The following is a 24,713-nucleotide window of genomic DNA, read 5'->3' on the forward strand; positions in this document are numbered from 1 at the left end:
GTTCACAGTGCCCCCGGATCGTTCAGCCAGCATGGTGAACCGCCGGCATTTGGGAGCGCGCGGGGACAGTGTTGAGCCACCGATAGGCGAAGAACAGCGCAGCGCCGGTGTAGAGAATCCCCATCGGTACCCACATCAAGATGCCCGCGAGTTGCTGATCTTCCAGGGGAGATAAGTCGAACTCGCCGGCGAGAGCGCCCTGGCCGGGAATCCAGACGCGCGTCGACAGCGTCAGCAGCGCTCCGAGCACGCCGGAATGAAGAACAGTGACGAACAGGCATCCGATCGCGATGCCGTCCCGCAGCCGCAGGCTGCGTCCGACGCCGCGGCCATGGAAAAGTACCCACCAGAACAACAGCGCGGTGGCAAAGAAGCTGATGTGCTGGAGGCGATGAATGGCGGTGTTTTCGAGCGCCAACGCATAGAGCGGCGGCGCATGCCAGGCCCAGAGCGCCAAGGCATGCAGGGCGGTCGCGGTGATGGGATGGCTGATGACGGCCCATGGCCGTGCCACAATCGACCAATTCAACAGATGGCCCGCCGCCGGCCGCAGCGAGGCGGGCAGACTCCACATCATCGGCCCATTGATCCGGGCGTAGGCCATCAGCGGCGCGCCGACCAGCATGAGCAGTTCGTGTTCGATCATGTGCGCCGTGAACAGGCGCTCGCCGAGCCAATGCAACGGCGAGGTGAGGGCGAGCGCGACGATCAGCCAGCCGGTCCAGAACGCACCGACCTGACGGAAGCGGACGCCGCGGCCTCCACCCGCATGGCGCCACAGCCGTTGCGTGCCGATGTAAAAGGAGATGCCGACGACATAGAGCGGGGCCAGAAGCCAGGGATCGGAGTTCCAGAGCGAGCCCGTATCGACCTCGGAGATGCCGTGCGCCGTCGCAGGCGCTGCCAGCAGGCCGAGCAGAATTGCCAGGAGGCTCAGCGCAGGCATGGGCTGATCATCAACGAGGCCGCGAGCTGGTTCGCGATGACCAGCGCGAACAGAACGCCGGAGCCGACGCCAACCCAGGCCATGAACGTCCGGGGGCCGCCGCCTCGCACATCGCTCCATTCCGCACCGGCGCCCCGACGGATGGCGCAGGCGGATATGGCCGTGCCTGCGAGGGCGATGCCGGCGAGCACCGCGCTCATGATCGCGCCGCTGAACTTGGTCGATTCGCATGAGAAATGAGCGAGCGCGTAGATCCCCTGCAGGTTGATGCCCCAGGCTAGGGGGCCGAGCGCGACGCCTGCCCAATAGAGTATTTTCGCGTGTCGTGCGGTATCGGTCATAGACGGGGCACCCAGTCGAGTAGCGCGTAGAGCGGCAGCCAGGCAAGCACGACGAAGTTCCAGTAAAACACGTTGTCGGTGACGTCGCTGAACCTACGCGGCTTCGCGTGCAGCGTGAACATCAGTACCGTCAGCACGACGGTGTCGCCGAGATCGGTGACGAGATGGGTCGTGTGTAGCCCGAGGATCAGCCAGACGATCGATCCGTAGGCGGAATTGTCCCAGCGCGTGTTGAGATGGGCGAACTCGAACCCGCGCAACACCAGCAGGGCGATGCCGATCAGCGACATCACGATCAGGCCTGTGCGTACCCTGGCAAGATCCTGCCGGTGTGCCGCGCGGTTGGTCATCTCGTTGGGAATGATGCTCAGGAGATAGATGATGACCTCGGCCGTGCCGGGCCAGAGATCGGGCGGGGTAGCGCCAATCGGCCAGGTGGGATTGACGGCGTAGAGATAAAGATAGGCGCCGATGGCAAGTGCAAACCCCATGCCTTCCAGCGCCATGAAGCCCATGGCGCCCCACCACGGACCGCTTTGCGGACCGTAACCATAGGTCGGCAAGTCACCGACATTTCGAACGATGGTCTGCCTCACTCCTCGTCCTCCTTGTGGCCGGCCGGCCAGAACCAGCCGATCAGGGCGACTGCCATTGGGGGGGTACCCCACAGCACGGCCCACGGCGTGAAGATCGAGCCGATGAAGAACACGGTCGTCGCGATGGCTGTCAGCAGAGGCCAGATGCTCGGTTCGGGCGACGCCTCTCGAATTTGCGGCTCCGCTTCGGCGAGCGACGTCAAGAGCACTTCGCGGCGCTCCGCGCTGAGACCTGCGACCACCGGCAAGCTTTCATTGTCGAACCAAAGGGGATCGCGGTGCTTGACGACGGGAATGCGATCGAAATTCTGCGGCGGAGGGGGTGAGGATGTCGCCCATTCCAGGGTGGAGGCGTCCCAGGGATTGTCGCCCGCGAGCGCGCCGTTGCGCAGACTGTGGATCACGTTAGCGAGCAGCAGCGCGAAGCTGAGCGCGAATATGAGGGCACCGCCGCTCGAGAGCAGATTGAGATGCGCCCAGTCCATGTCGGCGGTGTAGGTGTAGACGCGTCGCGGCATTCCGATCAGTCCGAGGATGTGCATCGGAAAAAACGCGACGTTGAAGCCAACGAAGGCGAGCCAGAAGTTCCAGCGTCCCAGTCGCTCGCTCAGCATCCGGCCGGTGATCTTGGGAAACCAGTAATAGACGGCGCCGATCAGCGGGAAGACGGCGCCGCCGATCAGCACGTAATGGAAGTGGGCGACGACGAAATAGGTGTCATGCACCTGGGTGTCGATCGGCACCGAGGCGACCATCACGCCCGACAATCCACCCATGACGAAGATCACGATGAATCCGATCACGAACAACAGCGGCGTGCGGTAGACCGGCCGACCGTCCCAAAGCGTCGCCAGCCAGCAGAAGATCTGCAGACCGCTGGGAACGGCGATCAGCATGCTGGAGGCCGTGAAAAGCCCGGCGCCGAGCTGGGGCAGACCCGTGACAAACATGTGGTGGACCCACAGGCCGAACGACAGGAAGCCCGTCGCGATCAGCGAGAGGATGACCACGGGATACCCGACCACGGGACGCCTGGCGAACGTCGCGAGGATCGCCGAGACCATGCCGGTGCCGGGGATGAAGATGATGTAGACCTCGGGATGGCCGAAAAACCAGAACAGATGCTGCCATAGCAGGGGATGCCCGCCGGAAGAGGAATCGTAGAAGCGCGTGTTGACGAGGCGGTCGAGGATAAGCGACGTCGACGCGACCATGATGGACGGCATCGCGAACATGACCAGGAAGCTGGTGACCAGCATGGCCCAGACGAAGAGGGGGATACGATCGAGCGTCATGCCCGGCGCGCGCTGCTTGAACACGGTCACCACGATCTCGACCGAGACGGCCAGCGCGGCCACCTCGGTGAAGGTGATCATTTGCGCCCAGACGTCGGGCCGTTTGGTCGGCGTGTACTGCAACGAGGACAGCGGAACATAGGCAAACCAGCCGACATCCGGTCCGACGTTCAGGGCGAAGGAAATCCAGAGAAAGCAGCCTCCGAACAGAAACATCCAGTAACTGAAGGCATTCAGGCGCGGAAACGCAATGTTTCGCGTTCCGACCATCAGCGGCACGAGGTAGACGGCGAAGGCCTCCATGACTGGCACGGCGAACAGGAACATCATCGTCGAGCCGTGCATGGTGAAGATCTGGTTGTACTTGTCCGCCGAGAGGAACGTGCTCTCGGGCTTGGCGAGCTGGACGCGCATGAGCACCGCGAGAAGCCCTCCGAGCAGCAGGAATGCGAATGCCGTGACGATGTAGCGGCGACCGACGACCTTGTGGTCCACCGACATCAGCGCGCCGGAAAATCCGGATGGCGTGCGCCAGATGCTTTCCATACGCGTCGAAAGCTGAAGGCCATTCAGCGCGTCATCACGCAACTCGCGTTGCTCGGCCACCATGCTCACTTGAGCTGCTCCAGGTAATGAATCATCGCGATGAGCTCGCCCGACTGCAGTGGCATCTTGGGCATGTTGCTTCCGGGCTTGATGTGCTGGGGATCGGCAATCCAGGCGCCGAGGGTTGCCGAGGACATCGGCAACGTTCCGGCCGCGATCGTCGTCCTGCTGCCGACATGCGTGAGATCGGGGCCGAGCTGGCCGCCCGCGAGCGTGCCGCGGATCGTATGGCAGAGCGCGCAGCCTCTCGCGCGAAACAGCTGCTCGCCCTGCTTGCCGAGCGTGTCGGTCGGGCTGGTGGCGCTCTGGTTCTCGTGATCCCGCCAGCGCCCGTACTCGTCGGGCGGCAACGCGAGGACCGCGAAGGCCATGTGGGCGTGCTGAAGGCCGCAGAACTCAGCACACTGGCCGCGGTAGACGCCGGGGTTTTTCGCGGTGAATTGAAGCTCGTTCTTCTGCCCGGTGATCAGATCCATCTTTCCGGTCAGGCTCGGCACCCAGAAGCTGTGGATCACGTCGGCGGATTCAAGCTCGACTTTCACCGGCTGGCCGGTGGGAATGCGGATCTCGTTTGCGGTCACGAAGCTCTGATGGGGGCTGTCATCCTCGTAACGGATTTCCCACCACCATTGATGGCCGATGATCTTGAGGGTGAGGGCATGCTCGTCCTTGGCGAACACAGTGCGCTGGCCAGCGTAGCTGACGATCGAGAGACCGAGCACGATGATGAGGGTGACGAGCCCCAACCCGAAGACGACGTAACCGCTGGTCCGTTCAAAGCCCTGATGCAGCGCGAGAGGCTGGTCGGCGTGGCGCTTCCGGCGCAGCAGGCCGATGCACAGGACGACGACGACCGCGGTCCAGATGACGGCTGCGACAATCAGGAAGATGAACAAAGTCTGGAGAATCTGGTTGGATTGAAGTCCCTGCGGGTCGAGCGCCGACTGCCGGCCGGCGCAAGCGGCCAGCGGCAACGTCGCAAATGGCACCAGAGCCGTTCGCATCCGGACAGGCATCGATGTTCGCCGTGCTCCCCTGTTGGAGGGCGAACCGGTCAAACGTATGAAGGTTCCTATAGGTCGTCGGAGCGGTTGGTGTGGAGGGCGCTGTCGGAGCGGTTGGTGTGGAGGGCGCTGGCTTGGTGACGGCGACCCTCCCTTCGGCTCCGGCCTAGAACGGCCATCCTCTGGCCGCGATGAAGATGGCCGCGTCGGCTGCTGCCATCAGCGCCAGCACGATGAGAACGGCGATGATCGCACCGGGCTGCATGATCGCGCGCAGGTCTTCGAGCATCCGTTATCCTTGCCTAGGTGGCTGCGTCGTTCGTCGCCCGTGGCGCTGTACGGCTTCGCGTTCTGAGCCGGCGGACTGTGCTCGCGGGAGCGCGGTTGCCATGACGCTATTGTTGCCCAGGTGGACTCCGGCTAGATAGGCAGTAATGCGAGCGCACTGCCGGGGTTCCTAACCCCTTGGGATTCGCAGTCCGCCGGAGGGGATGCCACTTTGAAGATTGGAGTGATTTCGGATACGCATGGCCTGCTCCGGCCGCAGGTGATGCCCTGCCTCGCCGGCGTGTCGCATATCATTCATGCCGGCGATATCGGTGCCGAGCGCATCCTCGACGAGTTACGCCGGATCGCGCCGGTGACAGCCATCCGAGGCAATGTCGACGTCGGCACCTGGGCGCGCGAGTATCCTGAGACAACGACCGTACGCCTCGGTGGACATGGCTTTTATGTGTTGCATGATCTGAAGGAGCTGGCCGCCAAGCCCGCGCCCAGCGGGATCAATGCGGTGATCGGTGGTCACTCGCATCGGGCGGGCGTGAGGGTGATCGACAGCGTCCTTTATCTCAATCCGGGCAGCGCCGGGCCGAGGCGTTTCAGGCTGCCGGTCACGCTCGCAACCGTCGAGATCGGCGAGGGGGGCGAGCTTCGGCCGGTCATCCAGGCGCTCGATTGATACGCTTGAAAGGTTGGACCGACGGACTTGCCGGCGCGCCTAATGGGTATTCGATTTCTGCCACTTCTCTAGATCGATCGGAGGCCGCTTTGGATCAATCTGATCCTTTTCCGGATTACCCTGCCAGGGTTGGTCGGTTTGGCGATGCGTAGGCATGTCGGTCTGCTGCCGCGGATCGTCGGCCGGCGTCTCTCTTGGATCGTGGTCGACGGACTTTGGTGCCTTTGGCATCGTTTCCTCATTCGGTTGGGAATGCAGGGGCTGTCGCCTGTGCCACCAACCCTCCAGGAAATCGGTCGTTCCAGCCGATGCGAGCTGTGGCGATACCACCTGAACATCACGGCGACGGCTTTGCCGGTGTCCAATCGAGATCAGCGTCATCGTGAGCCTCGGGATCGGGAGCGCACGGTTCGATCTTCAACTCGTCCTCGAGCACGGGGCGTGCGCCGTCGTGTTCGACCAGCCCTGCTTCGTCGGCCTTCTCGAGCGTCTCCTGCTTGGTCGAGAACGTCCGGCTCAGCTTCTCACCATCCTTGAACACGGCATATGGCATGACAACCTCTCTCGCTTCTGTTGGGCCGTTTAAGTAGGGCGCCGGTGTTGGTCGCCGCGGTGTGCTGTGAAGTCCAAGCGTCCCGCCATGTTGCGCCCTCAACATGTGGGCGACAGACGCGTTGGCCGCAGCCTTTGTTCCCAAAGATCCGATCGCGATCTGAATCTGGGACGTCGCGGTCGTTAACGCATGTTTTTGCCGGCGCGCGTACAGATTGCGATCCGTGGGCATCAACGAAGCGGAGGCGCAAAATATAGGAACGTCCGAACAGTGCGATGACTTGCCCCGCATCTTTTGCGCCTTGTGTGAGTGCATCAAATGCAAGACGAGAAGTCCAATGGCTTTCCGACATCCGCAGGCATACTTCTAGGGCTTGGGCTGGGTGCATTCTTCGATGGCATCGTGTTTCACCAGCTGCTGCAATGGCATCATATGTTAAGCGGCTGGTATCCTCTCAACTCTCTCGACAACATCAGGCTCAATACGCTCTGGGACGGCCTATTCCACAGCGCAGCCTACGTTCTGGTGCTCGCGGGCCTCTATTTGCTGTGGCAGCGGGCGCGGAAGGATGGGCTGGACTGGTCGAACGAGCGATGTCTTGGCGCGATGTTGCTCGGTTGGGGCATCTTCAATCTGGTCGAGGGTGTGATCGATCACCAGATCCTGCGGCTGCATCAGGTCAACGAGACGGCGCCAGAGGCGCAGCGGGTGTTTTGGGATATCGGCTTTCTGTTGTGGGGAGCTGCGATGCTGGCCATGGGTGCCAGGCTGGTGCGCTGAGCGCAGGGGAAAGTTCATGGGCAAGGCGATCTACAGCCTCATTAAAAGAACACCGCCGGGGCTCGTGTACGCACTCTTCCTGCTGCTGCTCATGCTCGCCACGGCGCCGGCCTTTCGTATTGTTCTATTCGGGCTTTCGTTGGACGATGTCCTTCAGCTGCGCTGCTTCGGATCCATCTGAGTTTGCGCTTGCTGCTCCAAATGCCGCTGCCCGAAGCGCCTCAATCCCGGCGAGGCCATTTCCGCCCTGCGCCTCAAAATGGTGGAGGATGTCTAATGGGTGCGCCCACGCTGTCCGCAGGAACCATGGCGTTATGCCTTGCTTATCAACCCATTGGAGATACCTGATGGGCAAGAAGCAATTCGCCGCGCTTCCATTTCGTCTGCACAAATCCGAGCTTCACGTGATGCTGATCACGACGAGACGCAAACGCAGGTGGAGTGTCCCGAAGGGCTCTTTGATGCCCAACACGGAGCCGCACCGCACAGCTGCGCTCGAAGCCTACGAGGAGGCCGGGCTCGTCGGTGTGATCGCGAAGCGCGCGTTGGGTAGCTTCAAGCATCGCAAGCGCAAGGGCGAGCGCAAGCAGACCATGAATGTCGCGGTGTTTCCCATGAAGGTGCATGGCCAGGAGCGCTGGTGGCCCGAGAAGGGCGAACGCGATGCGATCTGGGTCTCGGCCAAAACAGCGGCCCGCCTGGTCCACAAGGCCGAGCTCCGGCGGCTCATCGTGCGCTTTGCGACACGGACGGGGAAGGGCGGGCCTTTCCTCAGTCGATGACGGCCGCTTTAGGAACGCGCCGCCGTCATGACCAGACATGACGGCACGTCGCTGAGAACAGTAGGTCGATATGAGCGTTCCTACGTTGGGACTCTGTTTGATATCGTGCTATCGCAGGTTAGTGTCAGGTCCACGTCGGGAACACGCGAGCTCGCAACCATGGCCGAGCGAGCGATCTAGGAACGTTCCTGCCAAGCCGCGTTTGCGGCAAGGAGCTACTCAACCGAAGGACAGCAAATGGCGAATGCAGCTCGCGATACATTCGTGGTTGGACTACACATGCGATGGAGGTGCAGGCGAGGGAGTTGATGGAGCGTCAGTCGGAGCGGCTTGACGAATATCCGGACGTGAAGGCCAAGGGTCGTCGCTCACCTCGAAGAAACCAACGAGCAACTGAGGCGCCTCGAGCAATGCCTGGAGGCCTGTGGCGAGAGCACATCCACCCTCAAGGACACGGCTCAGTCCGTGATGGCCAACACGCAGGCCATGGCGCATTCGGCAGCCAACAACGAGATTCTCAAGAATGCGTTTGCCAATAACGCGTTCGAAAACTTCGAGATCGCCGCTTACAAGTCGCTCATCGCGCTCAGCGGTCCGGCAGGCGTTGCCGAGGCTAAGGAGCCGCTTGAAGCCTCCTTGAAGGAAGAACGGCGCATGGCCGCCTGGATCGATTCAAACGTCGAGAGGGTGACGATGGAGTTTCTGGTCCATCCGCGCCCGGTAGCATAGCGGTCGCCAGGTTCAGACTGTTGCGAGGTGCCCGGTTTCGTTCGGCCCGCCATCCGCCGCATCTGTTTGCTGAAGCCTAAGGGCCTTATGACTTTATCGGCTCGCCGAAGCGAGCTTCCCCGCGCTCAATTGACGTTGTCGGCGAACATGTTGCGGACTGCCGCGGCGACGGCCGCGGCGCCGTCCGCGGCGTGCATCAGCGCGATCTCGCCCTGCTGCTCGTGGCGAATGGCGTGGGCCATGATGCGTAGGCGCGGATCGCCGCGGCTTTGCCACATTCGGTCCGCCATCCTGACCGCGCCGGCATGATGCTTGCTCATCGCCGCTATGAAGGCCGCGTCGAACTGGTCGGACGACGCGGTCTTGACCTGTCGCATGTCGGCCGGCGTCAAGTAACCGGGCATTGCAGTACGTTCATCCGTGCTGCAGTCGGGCATCTCGGTGTCGAACCAGCTCAGCCACCAGTTCTCGAAGATCTGGTTTTCGCCGGTCTGGCTCGCGACCATCAGCATCGCGAGCTTGCGCAGATGCGGATCCTGGGCGCGCTCGGTAGCGAGCCGCGCAAGCTCGATGCCCTGGGCGTGATGCGCGCTCATGTGCCTGATATAGATCTGGTCCGCATCCCTGTCGCGACCGATCCATGGCAGCTCGTAGCCGTGGGCGCCGAACAACGCGACCGTCCCGAGCAGCACGATCACGACAAGCGCGCCGGTGCTCCACGCATTGGTGAAACGAATGTCGCGCACCGGTGCCTGGCCGCGGCGCCAGCGCAACCGCGCGTACAAGGGATACATCATGGCCGAGCAGCCATGGACCAGTAGTCCGATCCAGTAGGGCTGCTGCAGTGTGAACAGCGGCTGCCAGAACGGAAGCAGTGGCACCAGCACGAACCATTCCAGGCTCGAGGAGAACAACGCCCAAGGCAGCGCCAGCAGCAGGATCATCAACGGTCGCAGATCCGCGGTCCAGCGCCCGAGCACCCCGAAGAAGACCAGTGCCCAGGAGAAATCCGCCCATTGGTGAAAGGCGATGCCGGTGAGGATCGCGCCCCACGACGGCTCCGCGCTGAGCGCCCAGTCACGCGCGGGAATGGCCGCGACCGTCATCCAGTCGACCGCGGCATCGCGGCCGATGCGGGCGGCGAACAACTGGCTCAGAAGCGTCGAGAAGGTGCTGCTGATCAGGCCGAGTTCGGCGGCGGCAATCCAGCGCGAGCACCGCTGCCGCTCCCTGGGCCGCAGCGTGTCTCCGCCGGCAGGCCGCGCTGTATCGGAAGTGGCGGATCGTGGCTCCGCGTTCACGTCGGCTGCTTGGGCTTCTTCAGCGGATCGATCTCGCCCGGCGCATCCTGTTCGTCGCGTCCGCGCTCCGCCTGGGCCTTGCCTTCATCGTGCAGGGTCTGGTCGCCGATGATCTCGCCGACGGCCTGCCTGGTCTTGCCGACGATCCGGTGTTGAAGTCTCGTCGTCTTGCTCATGAGCTGCCTCCGGGCTCACGCCGCCAACCCCGGCGCGGGGCAGTGCTGGGGCCGCGGCTTCGTGCGGTTCGCCTCCGGCAGCGGGATGGCGGAGGCGTGGATCAGACGTTCTGATGCGCGGATGGTTCCTGCGGTCACCGCGCTTCAATCGCAACGATCACGCCTTCGTTGCCGCGGAGCAGGATAGCCGCGTCGAGCAGCGGTTCGGACGGCCGGTCGAGATGCGTCGACATCGACAGGCGGTCGCGACCGAAGCGGGGCTCAAATGTCCGCAGCCGCACCTCGTCCGGCCACTGATCCGCATCCACGGCAACATGGTGGCCGCAGTGGCAGTAGACCAGGACGCCGCGCAAGCCCATCTCGCGCATCCGGCCGAAGGTGATCTTCATCGGCCGGCCGTCAACATGCGTGGGCGTTGGGCGTCGGGCGGGGTGGGGCATGGCGGAGCAGAGAAGTGGTGGGCGTACCCCCAAATTGATTTCCGCGGAGGGAGGTTGGAGGCAAGCCGCTAGCCCTAGCCGGTCCCGTGACACTGGGGTCAAAACGTTGGTCAAGGACCAGCGGGCCGCCCTCAGAAAGTATTTTGAAATACCGAAATTCCGCTTGCTCCGTCGGGCAAAACAGTGGTTCATAGGGCGCTGGTTCAGTAATGAGGATCAGCGCATATGGCCGATGAAATAGAGGCCTCTTCCGAGCTCGCAAAGATTGCAAAGCTCAATGGAGACTTCAGGAGGAACTACGGCGCACTGCTGGGCGCGTTCCTCTATTTGCGGTCGATCAGCGCGGCCCGCCGTGCATCGAGTTGGGGCGGATTGATCGTGGCCCTTGCGACAGCCATTCTGACCTGGGTGGTGAAGTATGGGTGCTCGTGGAGTAGCCCGTCCTAAGACGTGAACTTCACGCCGCTCGCTGGCCGTCGTAAATTGCCTAGGCGCAAGGTGAGGCGACGTCCGATGATCAACGCGCTCATTCCGCACAAAGTCTCTTTACCCAAAGCACAGCGGACGCTCTGCGCTGCGCAATACGTTAGAATGTCGACGGACCACCAGCGCTACTCGATCGAAAATCAAGCTGCGGCGATTGCGACCTACGCGCAAGCGCGCGGACTAGAGATCGTGCGAACTTATCGCGACGACGGCGAAAGTGGTCTCGGGATCAGAAACAGACCGGGTTTGACCAGTTTGATTACGGACGTCCGTCAAGGCCGCGTGAATTTCGATCACATCCTCATCTACGACGTCAGCCGCTGGGGGCGCTTTCAAGACATTGATGAAAGTGCTCACTACGAATTTATCTGCAGGGAAGCAGGAATGACCGTTTGCTATTGCGCAGAGCAATTTGAGAACGATGGGAGTGTCATTTCGGGCATTATTAAGAACATCAAACGGGTGATGGCAGCTGAATACAGTCGAGAACTTGGGGTCAAGGTACACACTGGCGCGTGCCATCTCTCAAGGCTTGGCTTTCGACAGGGCGGCCACCCGAGCTTCGGACTTCGCAGAGAACTGATTGATGAAAACGGCCGATCCAAAGGAATAATGGAGACCGGACAATGGAAGTCGCTTCAAACCGACCGCGTTATCCTACGTCCAGGACCGCAACACGAAATCGAGATGGTGAGGCTAATATTTGATTTTTTCGTAAAACGTCATCTTACCGAGACGAAGATTGCGCGGGAGCTCAATCTTGGTGATGCCCGCAATCGGGGACGGCCATGGACCTTCGCCCAAATCCACTACCTGCTACAAAACGACAACTACATTGGCACCAATCGTTACAATCGCCATAGTGCGAGACTGCGAACAGTCCGAAAAGAAAATCCTCCGGCAGATTGGATCAAGAAGGAAGACGCTTTCGAGCCAGTAGTCGACAAGGAAATTTTCGCGAAGGCGCAGCAGATACTTGAAGATAGACGACACTGCTGGGGGGTGTCCGATGAGGAAATGCTCAAGCGATTGAGGGTCTTGCTTCACCGAAGAGGGCGGCTGAGTAGGGACATTATCAATGAGACAGAGGGTATACCTAGCTCGGTAGCATACCTGACGCGTTTTGGCAGCTTGAGGGCGGCTTATCGCCTGATCGGCTACAGTCCTAAGCGAAGCTACGAGTACGTCGAGTCTCGAACCGTTCGCCGCGATATGGTCAAAGCCCTAGCCCGAAAGATCGCGGCGTGGCTCGCCAAATCTGGCGAGGATGTCAGGCTCAATCAAGCTCATCAGATACTCAAGATTCACGCCGTCGCAATATCCTTTCGCGTGGCGCGCAGTCGGCTTTCTCATGGTGCGACACATCCGAGTTGGGTCATCATACGTGGCCGGCATCTTCCTCCCGGCCTGGTCGTCGTGGTCAGATTGAATGAGGGTAATCGAGAGATAAAGGACTACCTCCTGATGCCTGCGTCTCAATTGGTTGGTCGCGAGTTGCGTTTCAGTGAGAGAAACCAGGAGCGTTTTGGGTTGCGACGATATGGGACTGCCGCCGGAATAATGGAAACGATCAAACGACGTTTAAGCAACTTGGCTTTTCTGACCAAGCCGACGGCATCTGATCTGGATCGGTCCACAGAAACTACGCAGTAGTGATCGGTCCGAACCAGGCAGTCAACGCCTCCGCAAGTCCCCGCTCGCTCCCATCTCCTACCCAGGCCACATGGCCGTCCGGCCGCACTAGCACGGCGGCGGGCGCGGCGACATCGCCGATGGCCGGAAGCTGCCATGGGCCGTCATAGTCGCCGTCGACTACAGCGATGCGATCGGCCCAGGGCGTTGCCCTGACGCTGCTGCGCTGTCCGAAACTGAGCAGCACGCCGCGCGCGCCGTGCAGCAGCGTGAACAGTTTGAGCGGCCGGCCGTCAACCATAAAATCGAGATCGGGCATGCGGCGTCCGAGCAGCGCGTGGTCTGCGCCGAGATCATAGCGAATGTCGAGCCCGCTCATCATCGCGCCAAGACGGTGTCGCGGCTCGTCCATGGCGAGCAGCTCGGAGATCACCTCGCGCGCGGCCTTGCGGCCGTCGTCGCCGCGGCGGAGTAGGGCGATCTGCGCCATGGTGTTTTTCAGCACGCGCGCGGCCACGGGGTGGCGCTCGTCGTGATAGGTGTCGAGCAGGCTCTCGGGCGAGATGCGCTTGACCACCTGCGCCAGCTTCCAGCCGAGATTGACCGCATCCTGCACACCGAGGTTAAGGCCCTGGCCGCCCACGGAGTGGTGGATGTGCGCGGCATCGCCGGCGAGCAGCACGCGGCCCTTGCGATAGGACTTCGCCTGCAGGGCGGCATCGGTGAAGCGGGAGATCCAGGCGGGGTTCTGCAGACCGAAATCGGTGCCATAGACTGCATTGAGGGCCCCGCTGAGATCGCGCAAGCCCGGCTCGCCGCTGCGCGCGAGCGTTGCTTCCGTCACGACGACCAGCACGCGCCCGCTCTCGGTCTTGCTGAGTCCATGGAAGCCGAGCGCGTCGTGGCGCAGGCCGAACCTAGGGGCCTCGCGCATCTCGACCTCGGCCATGAGATTGCTCAGCGTCGGCTCGAAACCGGCGAAGTCGATGCCGGCCGCCTTGCGCACCACGCTGCGGCCGCCGTCGCAACCGACGAGATAGTTTGCGCGCAGCACCTTGCCGCCCGAGAGCGTGACGTGGACGCCCGCCTCGTCTTGCGCAAAACCTGATACCTCGGTGTCGCGATAGACCGCGACCCCGAGCTCGGTGGCCCAATCGGCCAGGATGCGCTCGATGTGGGCCTGTCGCAGCGCGAGCCCGTAGGGATACCGCGTGGGGAGGTCGCTGATGTCGAGCCTGGTCCAGGCGAAACCCGCGAGCTGGGTGATCTGGCCCTCGCGCAGGAAGCGATCGGCGATGCCGCGCTGATCAAGGATCTCGAGCGTTCGCGCATGCAAGCCGCCGGCGCGGGTCTCGACCAACGCTTGATCAGCGCGCCGCTCGATCACGGCCACGTCGATTTTGGTGAGCGCGAGCTCGGCGGCCAGCATCAATCCGGTGGGGCCGCCGCCGGCGATGAGGACGGCATGATCGGCGCTCGCCGCGGCGCGCGCGCTGGTGCGATGGGCCTCGTGGTTTGAACGCGACTTTGGAAGCAATACGGGCATGTGCCCCCCTCAATGTCGTTGGCTGGGTCACGGGTTCTACGGCAGGAACAGGGGCTTGAAGCAAGCCCGTTGCGCGCCACATATCAAACTGGGAGGAAGGGCGCGCCTTCTTCCGCGTTCGCCGCGACGGGCAAAACACCGGCACAGTGGCATCATCGAAAGAGTTCGGTTCAGCTCGCGCGGGAACATCCGCTGCGGGCTTTTCTTTTGGCAGCTGTCTTTTGCCTGCGTTCAGCTGATCCGCTTCATGACGCCGGCGAGTTCCTCGAACGAGAACGGCTTCCTGATCATCGGGAGGCCACCGCGCCGGGGCTCGCGGCCGGACAGTTGCAGCACCTTCAGCTTAGGACGGACGCGTCTGGCTAACTCGGCCAGCTCATGACCGTCCATGCCGGGCATGCTGATATCGGTGATGAGAATGGAGATGTGTTCGTTCTGTTTAAGCCGGTCGAGCGCGTCCGCGCCGCTTTGGGCGCGGATGACTTGGCAACCGAGACCCTCCAGCATGTCCCCGATCGCGTCAAGGACTGCCGGCTCATCATCAACAACCAGAACAGTTTCGCTCATCGCGCGAACGTTCCTTCAACCACGAAAATCAACGCGCTTCTCGCCAGATAGGTTCCAAGCCAGCCTAATCATCCCTAGACAAATCGCCGGGCTTGGTGGGGATGTCGATAGTGCCGCCTTCTCCGTGCAGGAGGTCGCGACCTCCGTCCTTAAACTCTTCGGACTCCTCGATGATCGACTCCTGAGATGCGCCTTTGCGGTCGATGTTAGGTTTTGCACGGGACTTATTGCGCGATGGATAGGGTGTTGTCATGGCTCGATCCTCGAGATCATTCAATGTTTGCTCGGCCATTTCGTTCGGTCAGATGACGCGTTCAGCTATACTTGAGGCTTCATAAGTTGCCGCGGAAGCACGAGCACTACATTGATCTGGCGATTGAGGATTGAGCTGCTGCCGGTTTGATGGACACCGAGATTAGGTGTTTCATGAAGCCGGAGGTGAGCGATGAAGAGACGGAAGTTCAGTCGCGAGTTCAAGATCGAGGCGGTCAAGCTGGTTAGGGAGCGTGGGGTGTCGGTGGCGCAGGCCGGGCGCGACCTGGATGTCCATGAGAACGTTCTGCGCAAATGGGTGAAAGAGTTCGGCTCCGATCCGGTGCAGGCCTTTCCCGGCCACGGGCAGATGAAGCCGGAGCAGCAGGAGATCGAGCGGTTGCGCCGTGAGGTCGCCGAGTTAAAGGCCGAGCGGGATATCCTAAAAAAGGCCGCAGCCTTCTTCGCGAAGGAAGCGATATGAAGTTCGTCTTCATCGCGAAGCACCGGGCGATCTGGCCGGTGGCATGGCTATGCGATGCGCTGGGGGTGTCGCGGTCGGGCTTCCATGCCTGGCTGAATCGCTCGCCCAGCGCCAGATCCCGCAGCGACGAAGAGCTCGGCGGCAAGGTGAAGGCAAGCTTCATGGCGAGCGACCGCACCTATGGTGCGCGCCGGGTGTGGCGTGATCTGCTTGCCGATGGGGCGGACTGTGGCCTCCACCAAATCGAACGACTGATGCGCCTGCAAGGCTTGCGGGCGCGGCCGCGACGCCGGCGCTTGCCGAAGGACAGCGGCGATCGACAGCTCGAGGCCGTGCCGGCGAACCTCCTTGACCGGCAGTTCATTGCCGAGCAGCCGAACCAGAAGTGGATCGCCGACTTTACGTATCTCTGGACGGCCGAGGGCTGGCTCTACGTCGCAGCAGTGATCGACCTGTTCTCACGCCGGGTGGTGGGTTGGTCGATGAGCGCCGCCATGACAGCTCAGTTGGTGACCGATGCCCTGCTGATGGCCGTCTGGCGACGCGGCAAGCCGGAAGCACTGTTGCACCACTCCGACCAGGGCAGTCAGTACACCAGCGAGCAGTTCCAGCGTTTGATGGCCGACCACGGCATCGTCTGCAGCATGAGCCGTTCCGGTAATGTCTGGGACAACGCGGCGATGGAGAGCTTCTTCTCGTCGCTCAAGACCGAACGGACGGAAGGCAAAACCTACAGGACCAGAGACGAGGCACGAGCCGATGTGTTCGACTACATCGAACGATTTTACAACACGATCCGCAGGCACTCGACCATCGGCTATCTCAGCCCGGTTGAGTTCGAGCGCAAAGTGGGATTAGCTTAACTCGGTGTCCATCAAACCCGCAGCAGCTCAGATCTTCGAGGCAACGATGGAGATGTGAAGCGCGAACTCGTCTTCCATTTCTGCCGCCGCATCTTCGTCTTGGGCGTAGACGTAAAGGACATCGCCATCCACTTCGTCGAACCGGACGGCTCGAAAGAGTCGATCGAACCGGTCTGCACCGACAATCAGCGCCATTCGGGCAGCTATCGCCTGGTCTTGGATTTCGGTCACAATCATGGCTAGACGAGCCTAATTTCCGCTACCATAGTCCACTGGAAAGACTTGGTAGAATTGGCCCGGCATGGCCTGCGTGAACACAATCTCCAATGCCACGATCTCCCTATATCCCTTGATTTGGTCGCCGGTATTGATGAGGTCGACCGCGGTAAGCCCTTTGCCGGTGTCAAAGTTGGAGGCGGGTGCACCGGGAATGCGGATGAGGCCATTCATGGCTGGCCCTCGGGTCTGAATGGCGACCTTGATCTGTGGCGCCGCTCGGACGGAGAGTCGCTCCGACCGGAAGTCGATCCGTTGCCATTGATGGAGATCTCCTGCGACTTGCGACCCATACACGGGCTCCGTCGTTGGATCGATGGCGGCGTGAGTAGGGACGTCGAGCGTCATTAGCCCGATCAAGAGTGCGACTAGGCCCGACCTAACGAAGAACTCGCGCCAGCGGCTACTACCGACTTGCGGTACCTTTGGCAGCATGCGAGCGATCCATCAATGACTGGATAGTTGCTCCTTTGACCGCAGCATCATCCGATCCCGTGGCAACGTTCTCGGGTGTACAGTGTGTGGACGGCGGATAGCCACATTGACGCGCAAGCGCCTCCCAGCCGACGCACTTTCCAGACTGGTTCCGATATCCTGGGCCACCATTGTCTCCGCACGCCGCAACTCCAGGCATGCATGCGCTCGAAAGGAAAGCGGCGGCAACAGCAAATATCTTTAGAGAGCGTACCATGCTATCCGAGCGACCAAACGATCGCACGCTGCCTCATGTTGTTCACCTGTTCAGGCTCCGGCTCTGCTCTGCGAAACATCGATAATATGCCGGTCGGGGCCCACCGTAATGACGATCGTGTAAGACTTGGGTCCTCCGTCACCCTGATCGGTCGGCGGCGCAAGGTGAAGTTGACCCCCGTACCATTCGCCGGGCAGGAGCGTATTGTCCTTGATCACCGCTTGCTCGAGCACGGCCATGTTGCGCTGGCCTGTTTCGATAGTGGCAGAGATCATCGCTTCATTTTGAGCAGCCGCGTTGCCTTGAGCAATTGCCGCCGCCGTCGGGCTGTAGAACGTGCCCGTGCGCCCGCTAGGCGTGGTGTAGTGGCCATAGCCAGCCTGGGAGGCGCTATATGCATTGGCGCCGGCCGCGACCTCTGTGAGGAGCGCGGCTGCAACCTGGCGGTTTCTTTCCTCCTGAACCAGCATCTCGTATGTCACGACCTTCATTTCGAAGTCCGATCCCGCGGCGTGTTGGACCGCTTCGACCTGTCCGACCCGAAACTCGACAGGTTGGCGGCTCATATTGTTTATGCCCACCACGAAGACGGGCCGTCCGTTCGCTTGTAGCTGACGGGCTGCCGGTCGAACCAACACCAAGGAGTTTTTCTGTCGGGAGACGAGGGCGGGCTGCCCGTCCCGCATGAGAGCTTGCTGCTGCGGATTAGATGCCTTGAACGAAACCGTCTCCCCGGCTGTCATGCAGCCAGCCAGCGTGGCGCAGGCGGCCGCCATCACCAAAATGCGCATGCTAAAAAATCCCCCGTCGAAAGCACCATGCAAGCGCAACTGCTGCGGGAGAGCAAGTGGAGTCTGCGCGCGCGGACGGAATCCGCTGTCAAAAAGGCCTAAGCAGAGCCCGCATACTAAGCCGCCCGCGCGATATCTGCGGAAGGGCGGGCCTCCAAGGAAGGAGGTAGACGCCCGGCGGTAATCTTGGCCTCAAGCTATTCGCAGAGGCGGCGGGTAGGGTTCGGAACAGTTTACCATACGAAAATCCGAATTGTTTCGTGAACGGTAATGCGGCCCGTGCTGTCCCGGCGCGACGGGTAGTTTCTATTTCCTGCTGCCACGTTGAGTCGCGCGGTATGCGCAACTTGTCTCAAGAACGCCTGAATCGAAAGCATCCCGGATGTGCTCCCACGTCCTTTCGTGAGAGATCACCCGGTCCAAGTTCGACATCAACAAAAAGTAAACTGGTTGCAATGCAGCAACCAAAAGCCCGGCCAGAAGTATGGCCCTTTCATTCTAAGAATTTCTGGATCACTGGCGGGGACCGCTTCACAGACTGCTATTCGCTCGGGATAGGGCTCCAGCCAGGTGTTGACGCGGGCGCCGCTGGAATCACGGCTTCTAGACCCGTTTCTGAGCGGCATTCCTGTGATGACCTAAAGGCGGCCGCTGCTGACCCAACGTCCGTCACATGGCACCGGTACTCTCGCTATTGGCAAGGCTACCGGCTCTACGGCGCACCGCTGGCGTCGGCTGTTCCGATCCTGGTGCTCAAGCTTCTAAATCTGCTCGTTCTGCTGGTTTTGGCTGTCTTCTTCTGTTCTGAAGCGGCCAAGCTGATCGGTGTGGCCGCGACGATTGGACTATGCGCGCCGATGTTATTCATGTCGGACTTCGTGCGCATCTGGCAAATCACGCCACATGCCGTTAGTACGGGCGTTATCCTTGGGGGCGCCGCCATCTTCGCCGCCGCGATCAGGAAGCGGGCGGCGGACCTTGTCTTGATTGTGATGGCGGCCGCCTTCGGCACACTTTTCAATTTCGTCGACTTCTTGGTCAACCCGCCGTGGATGCCGATGCTATTGGCGTTCTTTCTTGTCGCGGCTGGTCGCGGCGCTCCGATCGCTTTGATCTGCGTCGCGACTTGGTTTTCGGCCTATGGCGCTACCTGGGTAGCAAAATGGGTGGCAGCCTTTATCGTCGAGCCATCGTTCGATATTAAGACTGACGTCATCGATACCGCCCTGTTCAGGATTAGTGGTGCCAACGTCAAGGTATGGCATTTCCCACTTGCGGCGACGGCTAAGGTCTTCACCAACGCATTCTTGAGTTGGGGGATGCTGATACTTCTGCCGGTACTGTTGATCTTCCGCTTACCACTGCGGCGACCTCCACTGTCGTTGGCTTGGCCGGCTCTGATCCCTATCGTGTGGTTTGAGATTTTGAGCAATCACAGTCAGATCCACGCGTTTTTTGTATCGAGAAGCGCAGCAGCGGCGATCGGCGTTGTAGCGGCCGCGGCCCTTATGGCGGCCCGCGTGACGGACGTTAGGCAGATCTTCGTAGCGGCGCGCCGATGGTCGTCGCGAGACGGCTTTCGAATGCGAGAGATTCAATGAGCCTCTCACAGCTCAAGATCGCCGTCTTGGTGCCATGCCACAATGAGGAGGCGACCGTCGGCACGGTCGTGAGAGATTTCCGTAACGCCTTACCCGGTGCCGAAGTCTACGTCTACGAGAACAACTGTGCTGATCGCACTGCGGCGATGGCGGTGGAGAGCGGGGCGGTGGTGCGCAGTGAGCGCGCTAAGGGAAAGGGACATGTGGTCCGGCGGATGTTTGCCGACATTGAGGCCGACATCTACGTCCTTGTCGATGGCGATGCTACCTATGACGCATCCAGCGCACCGTACCTCATTCATAAGCTCATCGCCGAACAGTTAGATATGGTGGTTGGCGTTCGTGTGGATCAATCCGAGGCAGCGTATCGGCGCGGCCACCGGACTGGGAACCGGATGCTGACAGGCCTTCTATCGCTGATCTTCGGCCGAGCCTTCAAAGATATCCTATCAGGCTATCGCGTCTTTTCACGTCGGTTCGTGAAGTCCTTTCCAGCGCTGTCGAACGGATTCGAGATCGAGACCGAGTTGGCCGTGCATGCGTTGGAATTGTCGCTGCCAGTTGGAGAGCTCGAGACGCTCTATTTTGCGAGGCCTGTCGGGTCGCGTTCTAAGCTCAACACCTGGAGAGATGGGCTCCGTATCGTTGCCACGATGCTGAAGCTATACCGGTCGGAGAGGCCCCTTCATTTTTTTACCTGCATCGCCGCAGGGCTCGCAACAATGTCGATTGGGTTTGCCGTACCGATCATCATCACGTTCCTGGAAACCGGATTGGTGCCGCTGCTCCCCACGGCGGTATTGTCAATGGGACTGATGATCATGGCCATGCTGTCGATTTCTTCGGGCCTGATCTTGGATACCGTCACCCGCGGTCGTCGCGAGATGAAGAGGTTGGCATATCTGGCCCTCGGCGTGCCGGCGTCCTCACGTGCCGCCAGGCTGATTAGTCTGGAGAGTCCAGGCGAGATAGTCTGCCTGCGGTCTTGAAAGCCGTCACTCCTTTAGGATGGGGCGCGACTCCTCGGCTCTCCGCCAAAGGGCCAGGTTCAGGTGAGCTGGGTCGCGTGGTTCTCTTGGGTGCAGGACACGTCGCTTGAGCCTGAGCCGGTTAACGTGTCTAGCTTTGATTGCTCCTCGCTCAGGCGCCTTTCGACGAACTGCCGCTCGAACTCCGTCAGAGTGGTTTGCAATAAGAAGCGATAGCGTTGAATATTGTTGCGATGTGCACGGGCCAATTGGTCGTCAATCATCATTGTCGTCTTCCTGTGACTGACATACCAATCCATTCATCATCTGCTTTGGTGGGGCAGGCGATCGAGAATCATAGCAAGACGTCGCAGGAGTGAAGTGTCCTCGCCCGCGCTTCCCACGGTAGTGAGCTTTTCTTTCCCGATCTGTGAACTAGTTCACAACTGCCATCGATCGTGCCCCGCAATCGTCTGCCCGGATTCGAAATCCTGCTTTCTGATGCGGGGTGACAATATCCCGAGTGCGATGGAGTTGATTGTAGATGGGAAGGTGAGGCTCCGAGGCTTGAGGACCTGAGGATTCAATGCGGCATATGGCAGTTGAAGCTGAGGCCGGGGCATAGTGCCGTCGGAAATTTCCAACCCATTTGGCATTGCCCAACCTGGTAACGTTCGAAAACATGCCGGATCATTGAGGACGTTCCCATGGGACTTTCTATCCGCTTCTACCTTTTCGCTGAGGATGGGTTTCAGGCGATCTCGCAGCGCGTGATGATGGGCTTGATCCGCGGCAAGGACGCAATGCCGCAGTACGCCGGTACAAGGCAGAAGGTCGCTGACGTGATCCTTGAGAGCGAAGGAAAGAAGCCGGCTCGCATCGAGCGGACACAAGGAAGCTATCTGACGTTCGACGAGAACGGGCTCGATGAAGTCGGCGAAGGGCGCGTTCGTCCGATCGCCTTCCGTTTCCGGCCTTGCAACGCCACTGACCAACTCCACCCAACAAAGAGGTAGATTCGAGTGGTTTGGAGTTGATTCGTTCCGGCGATGACGGCGAACCATTTAGCGGGCTAGGCAGGCGTCGGTACTAGCGGCTAAAAAGATAGGGCCACCTTCGCGGCGGCCCTTGGGAAGTTTGAGTGGCTCGGACAATACTAAGGTTCACAAATGCCAGCCCCGGGATCCAAACAGCTAAGGATACAAACACGTGACCCGGATGCAGCATGAAAGCAGCCGATTGTTTCAGCAGTATTTCGTCTCGGCATGGAATTGTTGTTCCGCGTAAGGAACTAAGGCGTGTTCTCAAAAATGAACTGTCCGCCTGCCGTCCGGTTTGCCGCCAACATCAGTCGAAGAGCAGCTGGCCTTCGAGGTCGCAGATGGGCCACCGCACAAAGTCGCTGCGCTCCAGCCCGCTGCGCGGGGGCAAGAGCCGAGAGAGCGGTAGTCAGTCGAGAGGATCCCAATAGCCGTTGGAGAGCTCCGTCCTGAGAATCGAGGTGTCGTCAACCTCACCCAGGATGGAGCTCCCATGAGCGAGACCAATGTCGTCAGTCCGCTGCGTCAGCGTATGATCGAAGATATGACTGCGCGCAAGCTCAACCCGCACACGCAACGCAGCCACATCCAAAGTTGCAAGCGGTTCGCCGCCTGGCTCAAGCGCTCACCCGATACGGCGACACCCGATGAAGTGCGCCATTTTCAGCTGCACCTGATCGAGGGTACCAGCATCTGCAACCGTAATCGGATCATGACCGGGTGCGGTTCCTGTTCCGCGTCACGTTGCGCCGTCACGATTTGGCGGCCGAGGTCTGGCACATCAAGGAGCCGCAGAAGCTGCCGCCGGTGCTGAGCCCCGAGGAGGTCAAGCGTGTCCTGACGATGGCGACGAGCCTGAAGGCGCAGGCGATGCTGACGCTGGCCTATGGCTGCGGTCTGCGTGCCGGCGAAGTGGTGCGGCTGCGCGCGGGCGACATCGATAGTGCGCAGATGATCATCCGTATCGTGCAGTCGAAGGGCCGCAACGTGATGCTGCCGTCGGAAGTCCTCGACCTGTTGCGGCAGTGGTGGAAGGTGCGACCGACCAGGCATGATGCCGGCGTCGCGCCGGAACAGCGCTGGCTGTTTCCCGGCCGCAGTCAACATCGGCCGCTGACCACGCGTCAGTTCAGTCGGCTGTTCAAGGAGGCGGTCAAAGACGGAGGATTGCGCAAGGCGCTCTCTCTCTCCACACGCTCCGGCATAGCTTCGCGACCCATTTGCTCGAGCGCGGCACCGACATTCGCGTGATTCAAGCGTTGCTCGGACACGACAAGCTCGAGACGACGGCCCGCTACACCCGCGTGGCGACAGGGATGATCGCCAAGATCGAGAGCCCACTCGACGGCCTGCATGCACCGCGGCGTAGGCGAGCGAAGCGGGCCACCACGGAGCCGCCGGCGCTATAGCGCCGCCGGCTATGGTTCGACCAGTTCTGGAACTCGCGGACATTCTCCGCGATCACGGCCCAGCGTGGCGCGAGGCCAATCGCGGGCATGTCAGCCTCGACCAGTTGAAGGTGATGAGTGCCATCGAGCGCTGCCGCACGGCGGCGCTCGGCGGGCATGTCGCACGCTGCGAGAACGTAGCATGCGGCCATACGGAGATCGCCTATAACTCCTGCCGCAACCGGCATTGCCCGAAGTGCCAGGCTGCGGCGTCACGCCGATGGCTGGCCGACCGCGAAGCGGAGCTGTTGCCGGTGCCGTACTTCCACGTCGTGTACACGCTGCCGAGCCAGCTGCGCGACATCGCTTACCAAAACAAGCGCGTGGTCTATGACCTGCTGATGAAGGCGGCGGCCGAGACGACGCTCGCCATCGCCGCTGACCCCAAGCGCCTCGGCGCACGGATCGGTGTCACGGCCGTGCTGCACAGCTGGGGCTCGGCGCTCACCCACCATCCACACGTGCACATGATCGTGCCGGGCGGAGGGCTGTCGTCCGACGGCGCACGATGGGTCACCTCGCGCTCCAACTTCCTCGTCCACGTCAACGTGTTGGCGCGCCTGTTCCGCGGCAAGATGCTGGCGATGCTCATGGATGCGCACGACGCCAAACAGCTGACGTTCTTCAACACCCATGCCGGGCTCAATGACATGAAGACGTTCAAGCGCTTCATCGCGCCGCTGCGGCGCATCAAGTGGGTGGTCTATTGCAAGGCGCCGTTCGCAGGACCCGAGCAGGTGTTGCGCTATCTTTCCCGTTACACCCATCGGGTCGCCATCTCGAACCGCCGCCTCGTTGCGGCCGACGACAACGCCATTGCGTTCCGCTGGAAAGACTACCGCATCAACGGCACGGACCGCTGGAAGACCATGCGGCTTCACCCGCACGAGTTCATCCGCCGCTTCCTGATGCACGTGCTGCCCAAGGGCTTCCACCGCATTCACCACTACGGGCTCTTTGCCAACGCCAACCGCGCCGAGAACATCGCGACCGCCCGCGCACTCCTCAATGTCACCCCGCCCGCCGCCGACCCGCAAGAGCAGCCGAATAGCGCGACGGATGCGCCACGCGTGCTGCCTTGCTCATGCCCTTGCTGCGGCGCCCGTATGATCGTGATCGAGGTGTTCGCGCGCGGCTGTCAGCCGAAGTGGCGTCCTACGCCGAATAAGATCGACACCTCATGACCCAGGCCTCCCGTCGACCTCCCAGCTTCCCGCTCCGATGGCGCTGGCTCCACGCCGGCAGCGCCCGCTCTCGATCCAACGGTCATCAATATCGTGAGAGCTTGTTGATGCACTCCGAGCAGTCGCTGAGACACCTATTGCATGCTCCCGACCTCGCCCGCGACCCTATCCGCAAGTCGCATCCTGCCTCCGTCGCGTCCACCATCGAAATCTGCGCCGCCATCAAATCCCCATAGCGCTCGCTGCCCAGCCGGTGCCAACTTCCCGCGACTTCGTGCCTTGGCGCTTTTTCGACGCCGGTCAGTTGAGCGGCCGGAGCCCCATCGCGGCGTCCAAAAACCTGCACACAAGCGGAAGCGCACTGAAGGGCGCATCTG

At 61.2% G+C, this 24,713-nt stretch carries 33 protein-coding genes; 15 read left to right on the top strand and 18 right to left on the bottom strand.

Features of this window, described 5'->3' with window-relative positions; translation table 11 throughout:
* Positions 1-22: 22 nt before the first annotated feature.
* The 6 genes from EDE08_RS29645 to EDE08_RS39410 all read right to left on the bottom strand — a co-directional run bounded on the left by EDE08_RS29645 (position 23) and on the right by EDE08_RS39410 (position 5,077).
* Complete coding sequence (locus EDE08_RS29645) at positions 23-946, bottom strand: cytochrome c oxidase assembly protein (protein WP_131872327.1); 924 nt, start codon at positions 944-946, stop codon at positions 23-25.
* Positions 934-1,287: a hypothetical protein gene (locus EDE08_RS29650; RefSeq protein ID WP_131872329.1), complete on the bottom strand. Its 354-nt coding sequence runs from the start codon at positions 1,285-1,287 to the stop codon at positions 934-936. The genes EDE08_RS29645 and EDE08_RS29650 overlap by 13 nt, the downstream gene beginning before the upstream one ends.
* Positions 1,284-1,883 carry a cytochrome c oxidase subunit 3 gene (locus EDE08_RS29655; protein ID WP_131872331.1) on the bottom strand — a complete coding sequence of 200 codons (600 nt, stop codon included), beginning with the start codon at positions 1,881-1,883 and terminating at the stop codon, positions 1,284-1,286. The genes EDE08_RS29650 and EDE08_RS29655 overlap by 4 nt, the downstream gene beginning before the upstream one ends.
* Positions 1,880-3,787, bottom strand: coding sequence for a cytochrome c oxidase subunit I (ctaD, locus tag EDE08_RS29660; protein WP_207913129.1), 1,908 nt, complete (start codon positions 3,785-3,787; stop codon positions 1,880-1,882). Before ctaD ends, EDE08_RS29655 begins: the two co-directional genes overlap by 4 nt.
* Positions 3,788-3,789: 2 nt before the next feature.
* Positions 3,790-4,800: a cytochrome c oxidase subunit II gene (gene coxB / locus EDE08_RS29665; protein ID WP_131872335.1), complete on the bottom strand. Its 1,011-nt coding sequence runs from the start codon at positions 4,798-4,800 to the stop codon at positions 3,790-3,792.
* Between the two features lie 154 nt (positions 4,801-4,954).
* The gene (locus EDE08_RS39410; RefSeq protein WP_283810574.1) at positions 4,955-5,077 is read right to left on the bottom strand and encodes a hypothetical protein; all 123 of its coding nucleotides are present in this window, start codon (positions 5,075-5,077) and stop codon (positions 4,955-4,957) included.
* Positions 5,078-5,287: 210 nt separating this feature from the next.
* Between EDE08_RS39410 and EDE08_RS29670 the strand changes: the two genes are divergently transcribed.
* Positions 5,288-5,746 (top strand): metallophosphoesterase family protein, encoded by a 459-nt coding sequence (locus EDE08_RS29670; RefSeq protein ID WP_283810575.1) that lies wholly within the window; start codon positions 5,288-5,290, stop codon positions 5,744-5,746.
* 39 nt (positions 5,747-5,785) lie between these two features.
* On the opposite strand, the gene EDE08_RS39705 is transcribed toward EDE08_RS29670, so the two are convergent.
* The gene (locus EDE08_RS39705; protein ID WP_502700644.1) at positions 5,786-6,127 is read right to left on the bottom strand and encodes a hypothetical protein; all 342 of its coding nucleotides are present in this window, start codon (positions 6,125-6,127) and stop codon (positions 5,786-5,788) included.
* Positions 6,084-6,299, bottom strand: coding sequence for a hypothetical protein (locus EDE08_RS29680; RefSeq protein WP_131872339.1), 216 nt, complete (start codon positions 6,297-6,299; stop codon positions 6,084-6,086). The genes EDE08_RS39705 and EDE08_RS29680 overlap by 44 nt, the downstream gene beginning before the upstream one ends.
* A gap of 318 nt (positions 6,300-6,617) precedes the next feature.
* Between EDE08_RS29680 and EDE08_RS29685 the strand changes: the two genes are divergently transcribed.
* The 4 genes from EDE08_RS29685 (at position 6,618) to EDE08_RS29695 (ending at position 8,590) form a co-directional block, all read left to right on the top strand.
* On the top strand, positions 6,618-7,079 hold the full coding sequence (locus EDE08_RS29685) for a DUF2243 domain-containing protein (RefSeq protein ID WP_131872341.1): 462 nt from the start codon (positions 6,618-6,620) through the stop codon (positions 7,077-7,079).
* A gap of 16 nt (positions 7,080-7,095) precedes the next feature.
* Entirely contained in the window at positions 7,096-7,260 is a 165-nt protein-coding gene (locus EDE08_RS38655) for a hypothetical protein (protein WP_165936257.1), read from the top strand.
* Positions 7,261-7,426: 166 nt separating this feature from the next.
* Positions 7,427-7,861 carry an NUDIX hydrolase gene (locus EDE08_RS29690; RefSeq protein ID WP_131872343.1) on the top strand — a complete coding sequence of 145 codons (435 nt, stop codon included), beginning with the start codon at positions 7,427-7,429 and terminating at the stop codon, positions 7,859-7,861.
* Positions 7,862-8,275: 414 nt separating this feature from the next.
* Positions 8,276-8,590, top strand: coding sequence for a DUF892 family protein (locus tag EDE08_RS29695; protein WP_245524921.1), 315 nt, complete (start codon positions 8,276-8,278; stop codon positions 8,588-8,590).
* A 125-nt stretch (positions 8,591-8,715) separates the two neighbouring features.
* On the opposite strand, the gene EDE08_RS29700 is transcribed toward EDE08_RS29695, so the two are convergent.
* From EDE08_RS29700 to EDE08_RS39205, 3 genes are all read right to left on the bottom strand, one after another.
* Positions 8,716-9,891: a DUF305 domain-containing protein gene (locus EDE08_RS29700; RefSeq protein ID WP_207913116.1), complete on the bottom strand. Its 1,176-nt coding sequence runs from the start codon at positions 9,889-9,891 to the stop codon at positions 8,716-8,718.
* On the bottom strand, positions 9,888-10,067 hold the full coding sequence (locus EDE08_RS29705) for a CsbD family protein (RefSeq protein WP_131872345.1): 180 nt from the start codon (positions 10,065-10,067) through the stop codon (positions 9,888-9,890). Before EDE08_RS29705 ends, EDE08_RS29700 begins: the two co-directional genes overlap by 4 nt.
* Before the next feature lie 134 nt (positions 10,068-10,201).
* On the bottom strand, positions 10,202-10,507 hold the full coding sequence (locus EDE08_RS39205) for a hypothetical protein (RefSeq protein WP_245524918.1): 306 nt from the start codon (positions 10,505-10,507) through the stop codon (positions 10,202-10,204).
* A 225-nt stretch (positions 10,508-10,732) separates the two neighbouring features.
* Here EDE08_RS39205 and EDE08_RS29715 point away from each other — a divergent pair, with 225 nt between their 5' ends.
* Both EDE08_RS29715 and EDE08_RS29720 read left to right on the top strand, forming a co-directional pair.
* Positions 10,733-10,954 (top strand): hypothetical protein, encoded by a 222-nt coding sequence (locus EDE08_RS29715; protein WP_131872346.1) that lies wholly within the window; start codon positions 10,733-10,735, stop codon positions 10,952-10,954.
* Between the two features lie 66 nt (positions 10,955-11,020).
* Positions 11,021-12,646 carry a recombinase family protein gene (locus EDE08_RS29720; RefSeq protein ID WP_131872348.1) on the top strand — a complete coding sequence of 542 codons (1,626 nt, stop codon included), beginning with the start codon at positions 11,021-11,023 and terminating at the stop codon, positions 12,644-12,646.
* Here EDE08_RS29720 and EDE08_RS29725 read toward each other — a convergent pair.
* The 3 genes from EDE08_RS29725 to EDE08_RS29735 all read right to left on the bottom strand — a co-directional run bounded on the left by EDE08_RS29725 (position 12,636) and on the right by EDE08_RS29735 (position 14,991).
* The gene (locus EDE08_RS29725; RefSeq protein ID WP_131872350.1) at positions 12,636-14,171 is read right to left on the bottom strand and encodes an FAD-dependent monooxygenase; all 1,536 of its coding nucleotides are present in this window, start codon (positions 14,169-14,171) and stop codon (positions 12,636-12,638) included. The two genes, EDE08_RS29720 and EDE08_RS29725, sit on opposite strands and share 11 nt — an antisense overlap.
* Before the next feature lie 231 nt (positions 14,172-14,402).
* Positions 14,403-14,738, bottom strand: coding sequence for a response regulator (locus EDE08_RS29730; RefSeq protein ID WP_131872352.1), 336 nt, complete (start codon positions 14,736-14,738; stop codon positions 14,403-14,405).
* Between the two features lie 64 nt (positions 14,739-14,802).
* Positions 14,803-14,991 carry a hypothetical protein gene (locus EDE08_RS29735; protein WP_131872354.1) on the bottom strand — a complete coding sequence of 63 codons (189 nt, stop codon included), beginning with the start codon at positions 14,989-14,991 and terminating at the stop codon, positions 14,803-14,805.
* Positions 14,992-15,183: 192 nt separating this feature from the next.
* On the opposite strand from EDE08_RS29735, the gene EDE08_RS29740 reads away from it, so the two are divergent.
* Positions 15,184-16,337 (top strand): IS3 family transposase gene (locus tag EDE08_RS29740; protein ID WP_131872356.1). Its coding sequence is split into 2 segments (ribosomal slippage): positions 15,184-15,433 and positions 15,433-16,337, totalling 1,155 coding nucleotides; the frame shifts between segments, so codons are not numbered across the junction.
* Between the two features lie 27 nt (positions 16,338-16,364).
* On the opposite strand, the gene EDE08_RS29745 is transcribed toward EDE08_RS29740, so the two are convergent.
* From EDE08_RS29745 to EDE08_RS29755, 3 genes are all read right to left on the bottom strand, one after another.
* Positions 16,365-16,574, bottom strand: coding sequence for a hypothetical protein (locus EDE08_RS29745; protein ID WP_131872358.1), 210 nt, complete (start codon positions 16,572-16,574; stop codon positions 16,365-16,367).
* 12 nt (positions 16,575-16,586) lie between these two features.
* Positions 16,587-16,961, bottom strand: a complete 375-nt coding sequence (locus EDE08_RS29750; RefSeq protein WP_131872360.1) for a hypothetical protein — start codon at positions 16,959-16,961, stop codon at positions 16,587-16,589.
* A 393-nt stretch (positions 16,962-17,354) separates the two neighbouring features.
* On the bottom strand, positions 17,355-18,095 hold the full coding sequence (locus EDE08_RS29755; RefSeq protein WP_131872362.1) for a hypothetical protein: 741 nt from the start codon (positions 18,093-18,095) through the stop codon (positions 17,355-17,357).
* Between the two features lie 749 nt (positions 18,096-18,844).
* Here EDE08_RS29755 and EDE08_RS29760 point away from each other — a divergent pair.
* Complete coding sequence (locus tag EDE08_RS29760; RefSeq protein WP_165936258.1) at positions 18,845-19,696, top strand: hypothetical protein; 852 nt, start codon at positions 18,845-18,847, stop codon at positions 19,694-19,696.
* A complete protein-coding gene (locus tag EDE08_RS29765; RefSeq protein ID WP_131872366.1) occupies positions 19,693-20,685 on the top strand; it encodes a glycosyltransferase family 2 protein in 993 nt (330 codons plus the stop codon). The genes EDE08_RS29760 and EDE08_RS29765 overlap by 4 nt, the downstream gene beginning before the upstream one ends.
* Positions 20,686-20,744: 59 nt before the next feature.
* Here the strand turns inward: EDE08_RS29765 and EDE08_RS29770 are convergent, their stop codons facing one another.
* On the bottom strand, positions 20,745-20,951 hold the full coding sequence (locus tag EDE08_RS29770) for a hypothetical protein (RefSeq protein ID WP_502700645.1): 207 nt from the start codon (positions 20,949-20,951) through the stop codon (positions 20,745-20,747).
* A gap of 420 nt (positions 20,952-21,371) precedes the next feature.
* Between EDE08_RS29770 and EDE08_RS29775 the strand changes: the two genes are divergently transcribed.
* The 5 genes from EDE08_RS29775 to EDE08_RS29785 all read left to right on the top strand — a co-directional run bounded on the left by EDE08_RS29775 (position 21,372) and on the right by EDE08_RS29785 (position 24,336).
* On the top strand, positions 21,372-21,680 hold the full coding sequence (locus EDE08_RS29775) for a hypothetical protein (protein WP_131872368.1): 309 nt from the start codon (positions 21,372-21,374) through the stop codon (positions 21,678-21,680).
* Positions 21,681-22,248: 568 nt separating this feature from the next.
* Complete coding sequence (locus tag EDE08_RS38900) at positions 22,249-22,518, top strand: phage integrase N-terminal SAM-like domain-containing protein (RefSeq protein ID WP_245524922.1); 270 nt, start codon at positions 22,249-22,251, stop codon at positions 22,516-22,518.
* The gene (locus tag EDE08_RS39710; protein ID WP_502700646.1) at positions 22,425-22,955 is read left to right on the top strand and encodes a tyrosine-type recombinase/integrase; all 531 of its coding nucleotides are present in this window, start codon (positions 22,425-22,427) and stop codon (positions 22,953-22,955) included. The genes EDE08_RS38900 and EDE08_RS39710 overlap by 94 nt, the downstream gene beginning before the upstream one ends.
* Positions 22,871-23,113, top strand: coding sequence for a tyrosine-type recombinase/integrase (locus tag EDE08_RS39715; RefSeq protein WP_502700648.1), 243 nt, complete (start codon positions 22,871-22,873; stop codon positions 23,111-23,113). The genes EDE08_RS39710 and EDE08_RS39715 overlap by 85 nt, the downstream gene beginning before the upstream one ends.
* A gap of 11 nt (positions 23,114-23,124) precedes the next feature.
* Positions 23,125-24,336, top strand: coding sequence for an IS91 family transposase (locus EDE08_RS29785; RefSeq protein ID WP_131872370.1), 1,212 nt, complete (start codon positions 23,125-23,127; stop codon positions 24,334-24,336).
* The last annotated feature ends 377 nt before the right edge of the window (positions 24,337-24,713 follow it).

It is taken from the genome of Bradyrhizobium sp. R2.2-H (assembly GCF_004346455.1).
GTDB classification, from domain to species: domain Bacteria; phylum Pseudomonadota; class Alphaproteobacteria; order Rhizobiales; family Xanthobacteraceae; genus Bradyrhizobium; species Bradyrhizobium diversitatis.

What these genes read in the sequence shown, in the direction of transcription:
- EDE08_RS29645 (WP_131872327.1), bottom strand. Translation starts at nt 946, where the DNA reads ATGCCTGCGCTGAGCCTCCTGGCAATTCTGCTCGGCCTGCTGGCAGCG.
- EDE08_RS29650 (WP_131872329.1), bottom strand. Translation starts at nt 1,287, where the DNA reads ATGACCGATACCGCACGACACGCGAAAATACTCTATTGGGCAGGCGTC.
- ctaD (WP_207913129.1), bottom strand. Translation starts at nt 3,787, where the DNA reads ATGGTGGCCGAGCAACGCGAGTTGCGTGATGACGCGCTGAATGGCCTT.
- coxB (WP_131872335.1), bottom strand. Translation starts at nt 4,800, where the DNA reads ATGCCTGTCCGGATGCGAACGGCTCTGGTGCCATTTGCGACGTTGCCG.
- EDE08_RS39410 (WP_283810574.1), bottom strand. Translation starts at nt 5,077, where the DNA reads ATGCTCGAAGACCTGCGCGCGATCATGCAGCCCGGTGCGATCATCGCC.
- EDE08_RS39705 (WP_502700644.1), bottom strand. Translation starts at nt 6,127, where the DNA reads ATGACGCTGATCTCGATTGGACACCGGCAAAGCCGTCGCCGTGATGTT.
- EDE08_RS29680 (WP_131872339.1), bottom strand. Translation starts at nt 6,299, where the DNA reads ATGCCATATGCCGTGTTCAAGGATGGTGAGAAGCTGAGCCGGACGTTC.
- EDE08_RS29685 (WP_131872341.1), top strand. Translation starts at nt 6,618, where the DNA reads ATGCAAGACGAGAAGTCCAATGGCTTTCCGACATCCGCAGGCATACTT.
- EDE08_RS38655 (WP_165936257.1), top strand. Translation starts at nt 7,096, where the DNA reads ATGGGCAAGGCGATCTACAGCCTCATTAAAAGAACACCGCCGGGGCTC.
- EDE08_RS29690 (WP_131872343.1), top strand. Translation starts at nt 7,427, where the DNA reads ATGGGCAAGAAGCAATTCGCCGCGCTTCCATTTCGTCTGCACAAATCC.
- EDE08_RS29705 (WP_131872345.1), bottom strand. Translation starts at nt 10,067, where the DNA reads ATGAGCAAGACGACGAGACTTCAACACCGGATCGTCGGCAAGACCAGG.
- EDE08_RS39205 (WP_245524918.1), bottom strand. Translation starts at nt 10,507, where the DNA reads ATGCCCCACCCCGCCCGACGCCCAACGCCCACGCATGTTGACGGCCGG.
- EDE08_RS29715 (WP_131872346.1), top strand. Translation starts at nt 10,733, where the DNA reads ATGGCCGATGAAATAGAGGCCTCTTCCGAGCTCGCAAAGATTGCAAAG.
- EDE08_RS29720 (WP_131872348.1), top strand. Translation starts at nt 11,021, where the DNA reads ATGATCAACGCGCTCATTCCGCACAAAGTCTCTTTACCCAAAGCACAG.
- EDE08_RS29725 (WP_131872350.1), bottom strand. Translation starts at nt 14,171, where the DNA reads ATGCCCGTATTGCTTCCAAAGTCGCGTTCAAACCACGAGGCCCATCGC.
- EDE08_RS29730 (WP_131872352.1), bottom strand. Translation starts at nt 14,738, where the DNA reads ATGAGCGAAACTGTTCTGGTTGTTGATGATGAGCCGGCAGTCCTTGAC.
- EDE08_RS29735 (WP_131872354.1), bottom strand. Translation starts at nt 14,991, where the DNA reads ATGACAACACCCTATCCATCGCGCAATAAGTCCCGTGCAAAACCTAAC.
- EDE08_RS29745 (WP_131872358.1), bottom strand. Translation starts at nt 16,574, where the DNA reads ATGATTGTGACCGAAATCCAAGACCAGGCGATAGCTGCCCGAATGGCG.
- EDE08_RS29750 (WP_131872360.1), bottom strand. Translation starts at nt 16,961, where the DNA reads ATGACGCTCGACGTCCCTACTCACGCCGCCATCGATCCAACGACGGAG.
- EDE08_RS29755 (WP_131872362.1), bottom strand. Translation starts at nt 18,095, where the DNA reads ATGCGCATTTTGGTGATGGCGGCCGCCTGCGCCACGCTGGCTGGCTGC.
- EDE08_RS29765 (WP_131872366.1), top strand. Translation starts at nt 19,693, where the DNA reads ATGAGCCTCTCACAGCTCAAGATCGCCGTCTTGGTGCCATGCCACAAT.
- EDE08_RS29770 (WP_502700645.1), bottom strand. Translation starts at nt 20,951, where the DNA reads ATGATGATTGACGACCAATTGGCCCGTGCACATCGCAACAATATTCAA.
- EDE08_RS29775 (WP_131872368.1), top strand. Translation starts at nt 21,372, where the DNA reads ATGGGACTTTCTATCCGCTTCTACCTTTTCGCTGAGGATGGGTTTCAG.
- EDE08_RS38900 (WP_245524922.1), top strand. Translation starts at nt 22,249, where the DNA reads ATGACTGCGCGCAAGCTCAACCCGCACACGCAACGCAGCCACATCCAA.
- EDE08_RS29785 (WP_131872370.1), top strand. Translation starts at nt 23,125, where the DNA reads ATGGTTCGACCAGTTCTGGAACTCGCGGACATTCTCCGCGATCACGGC.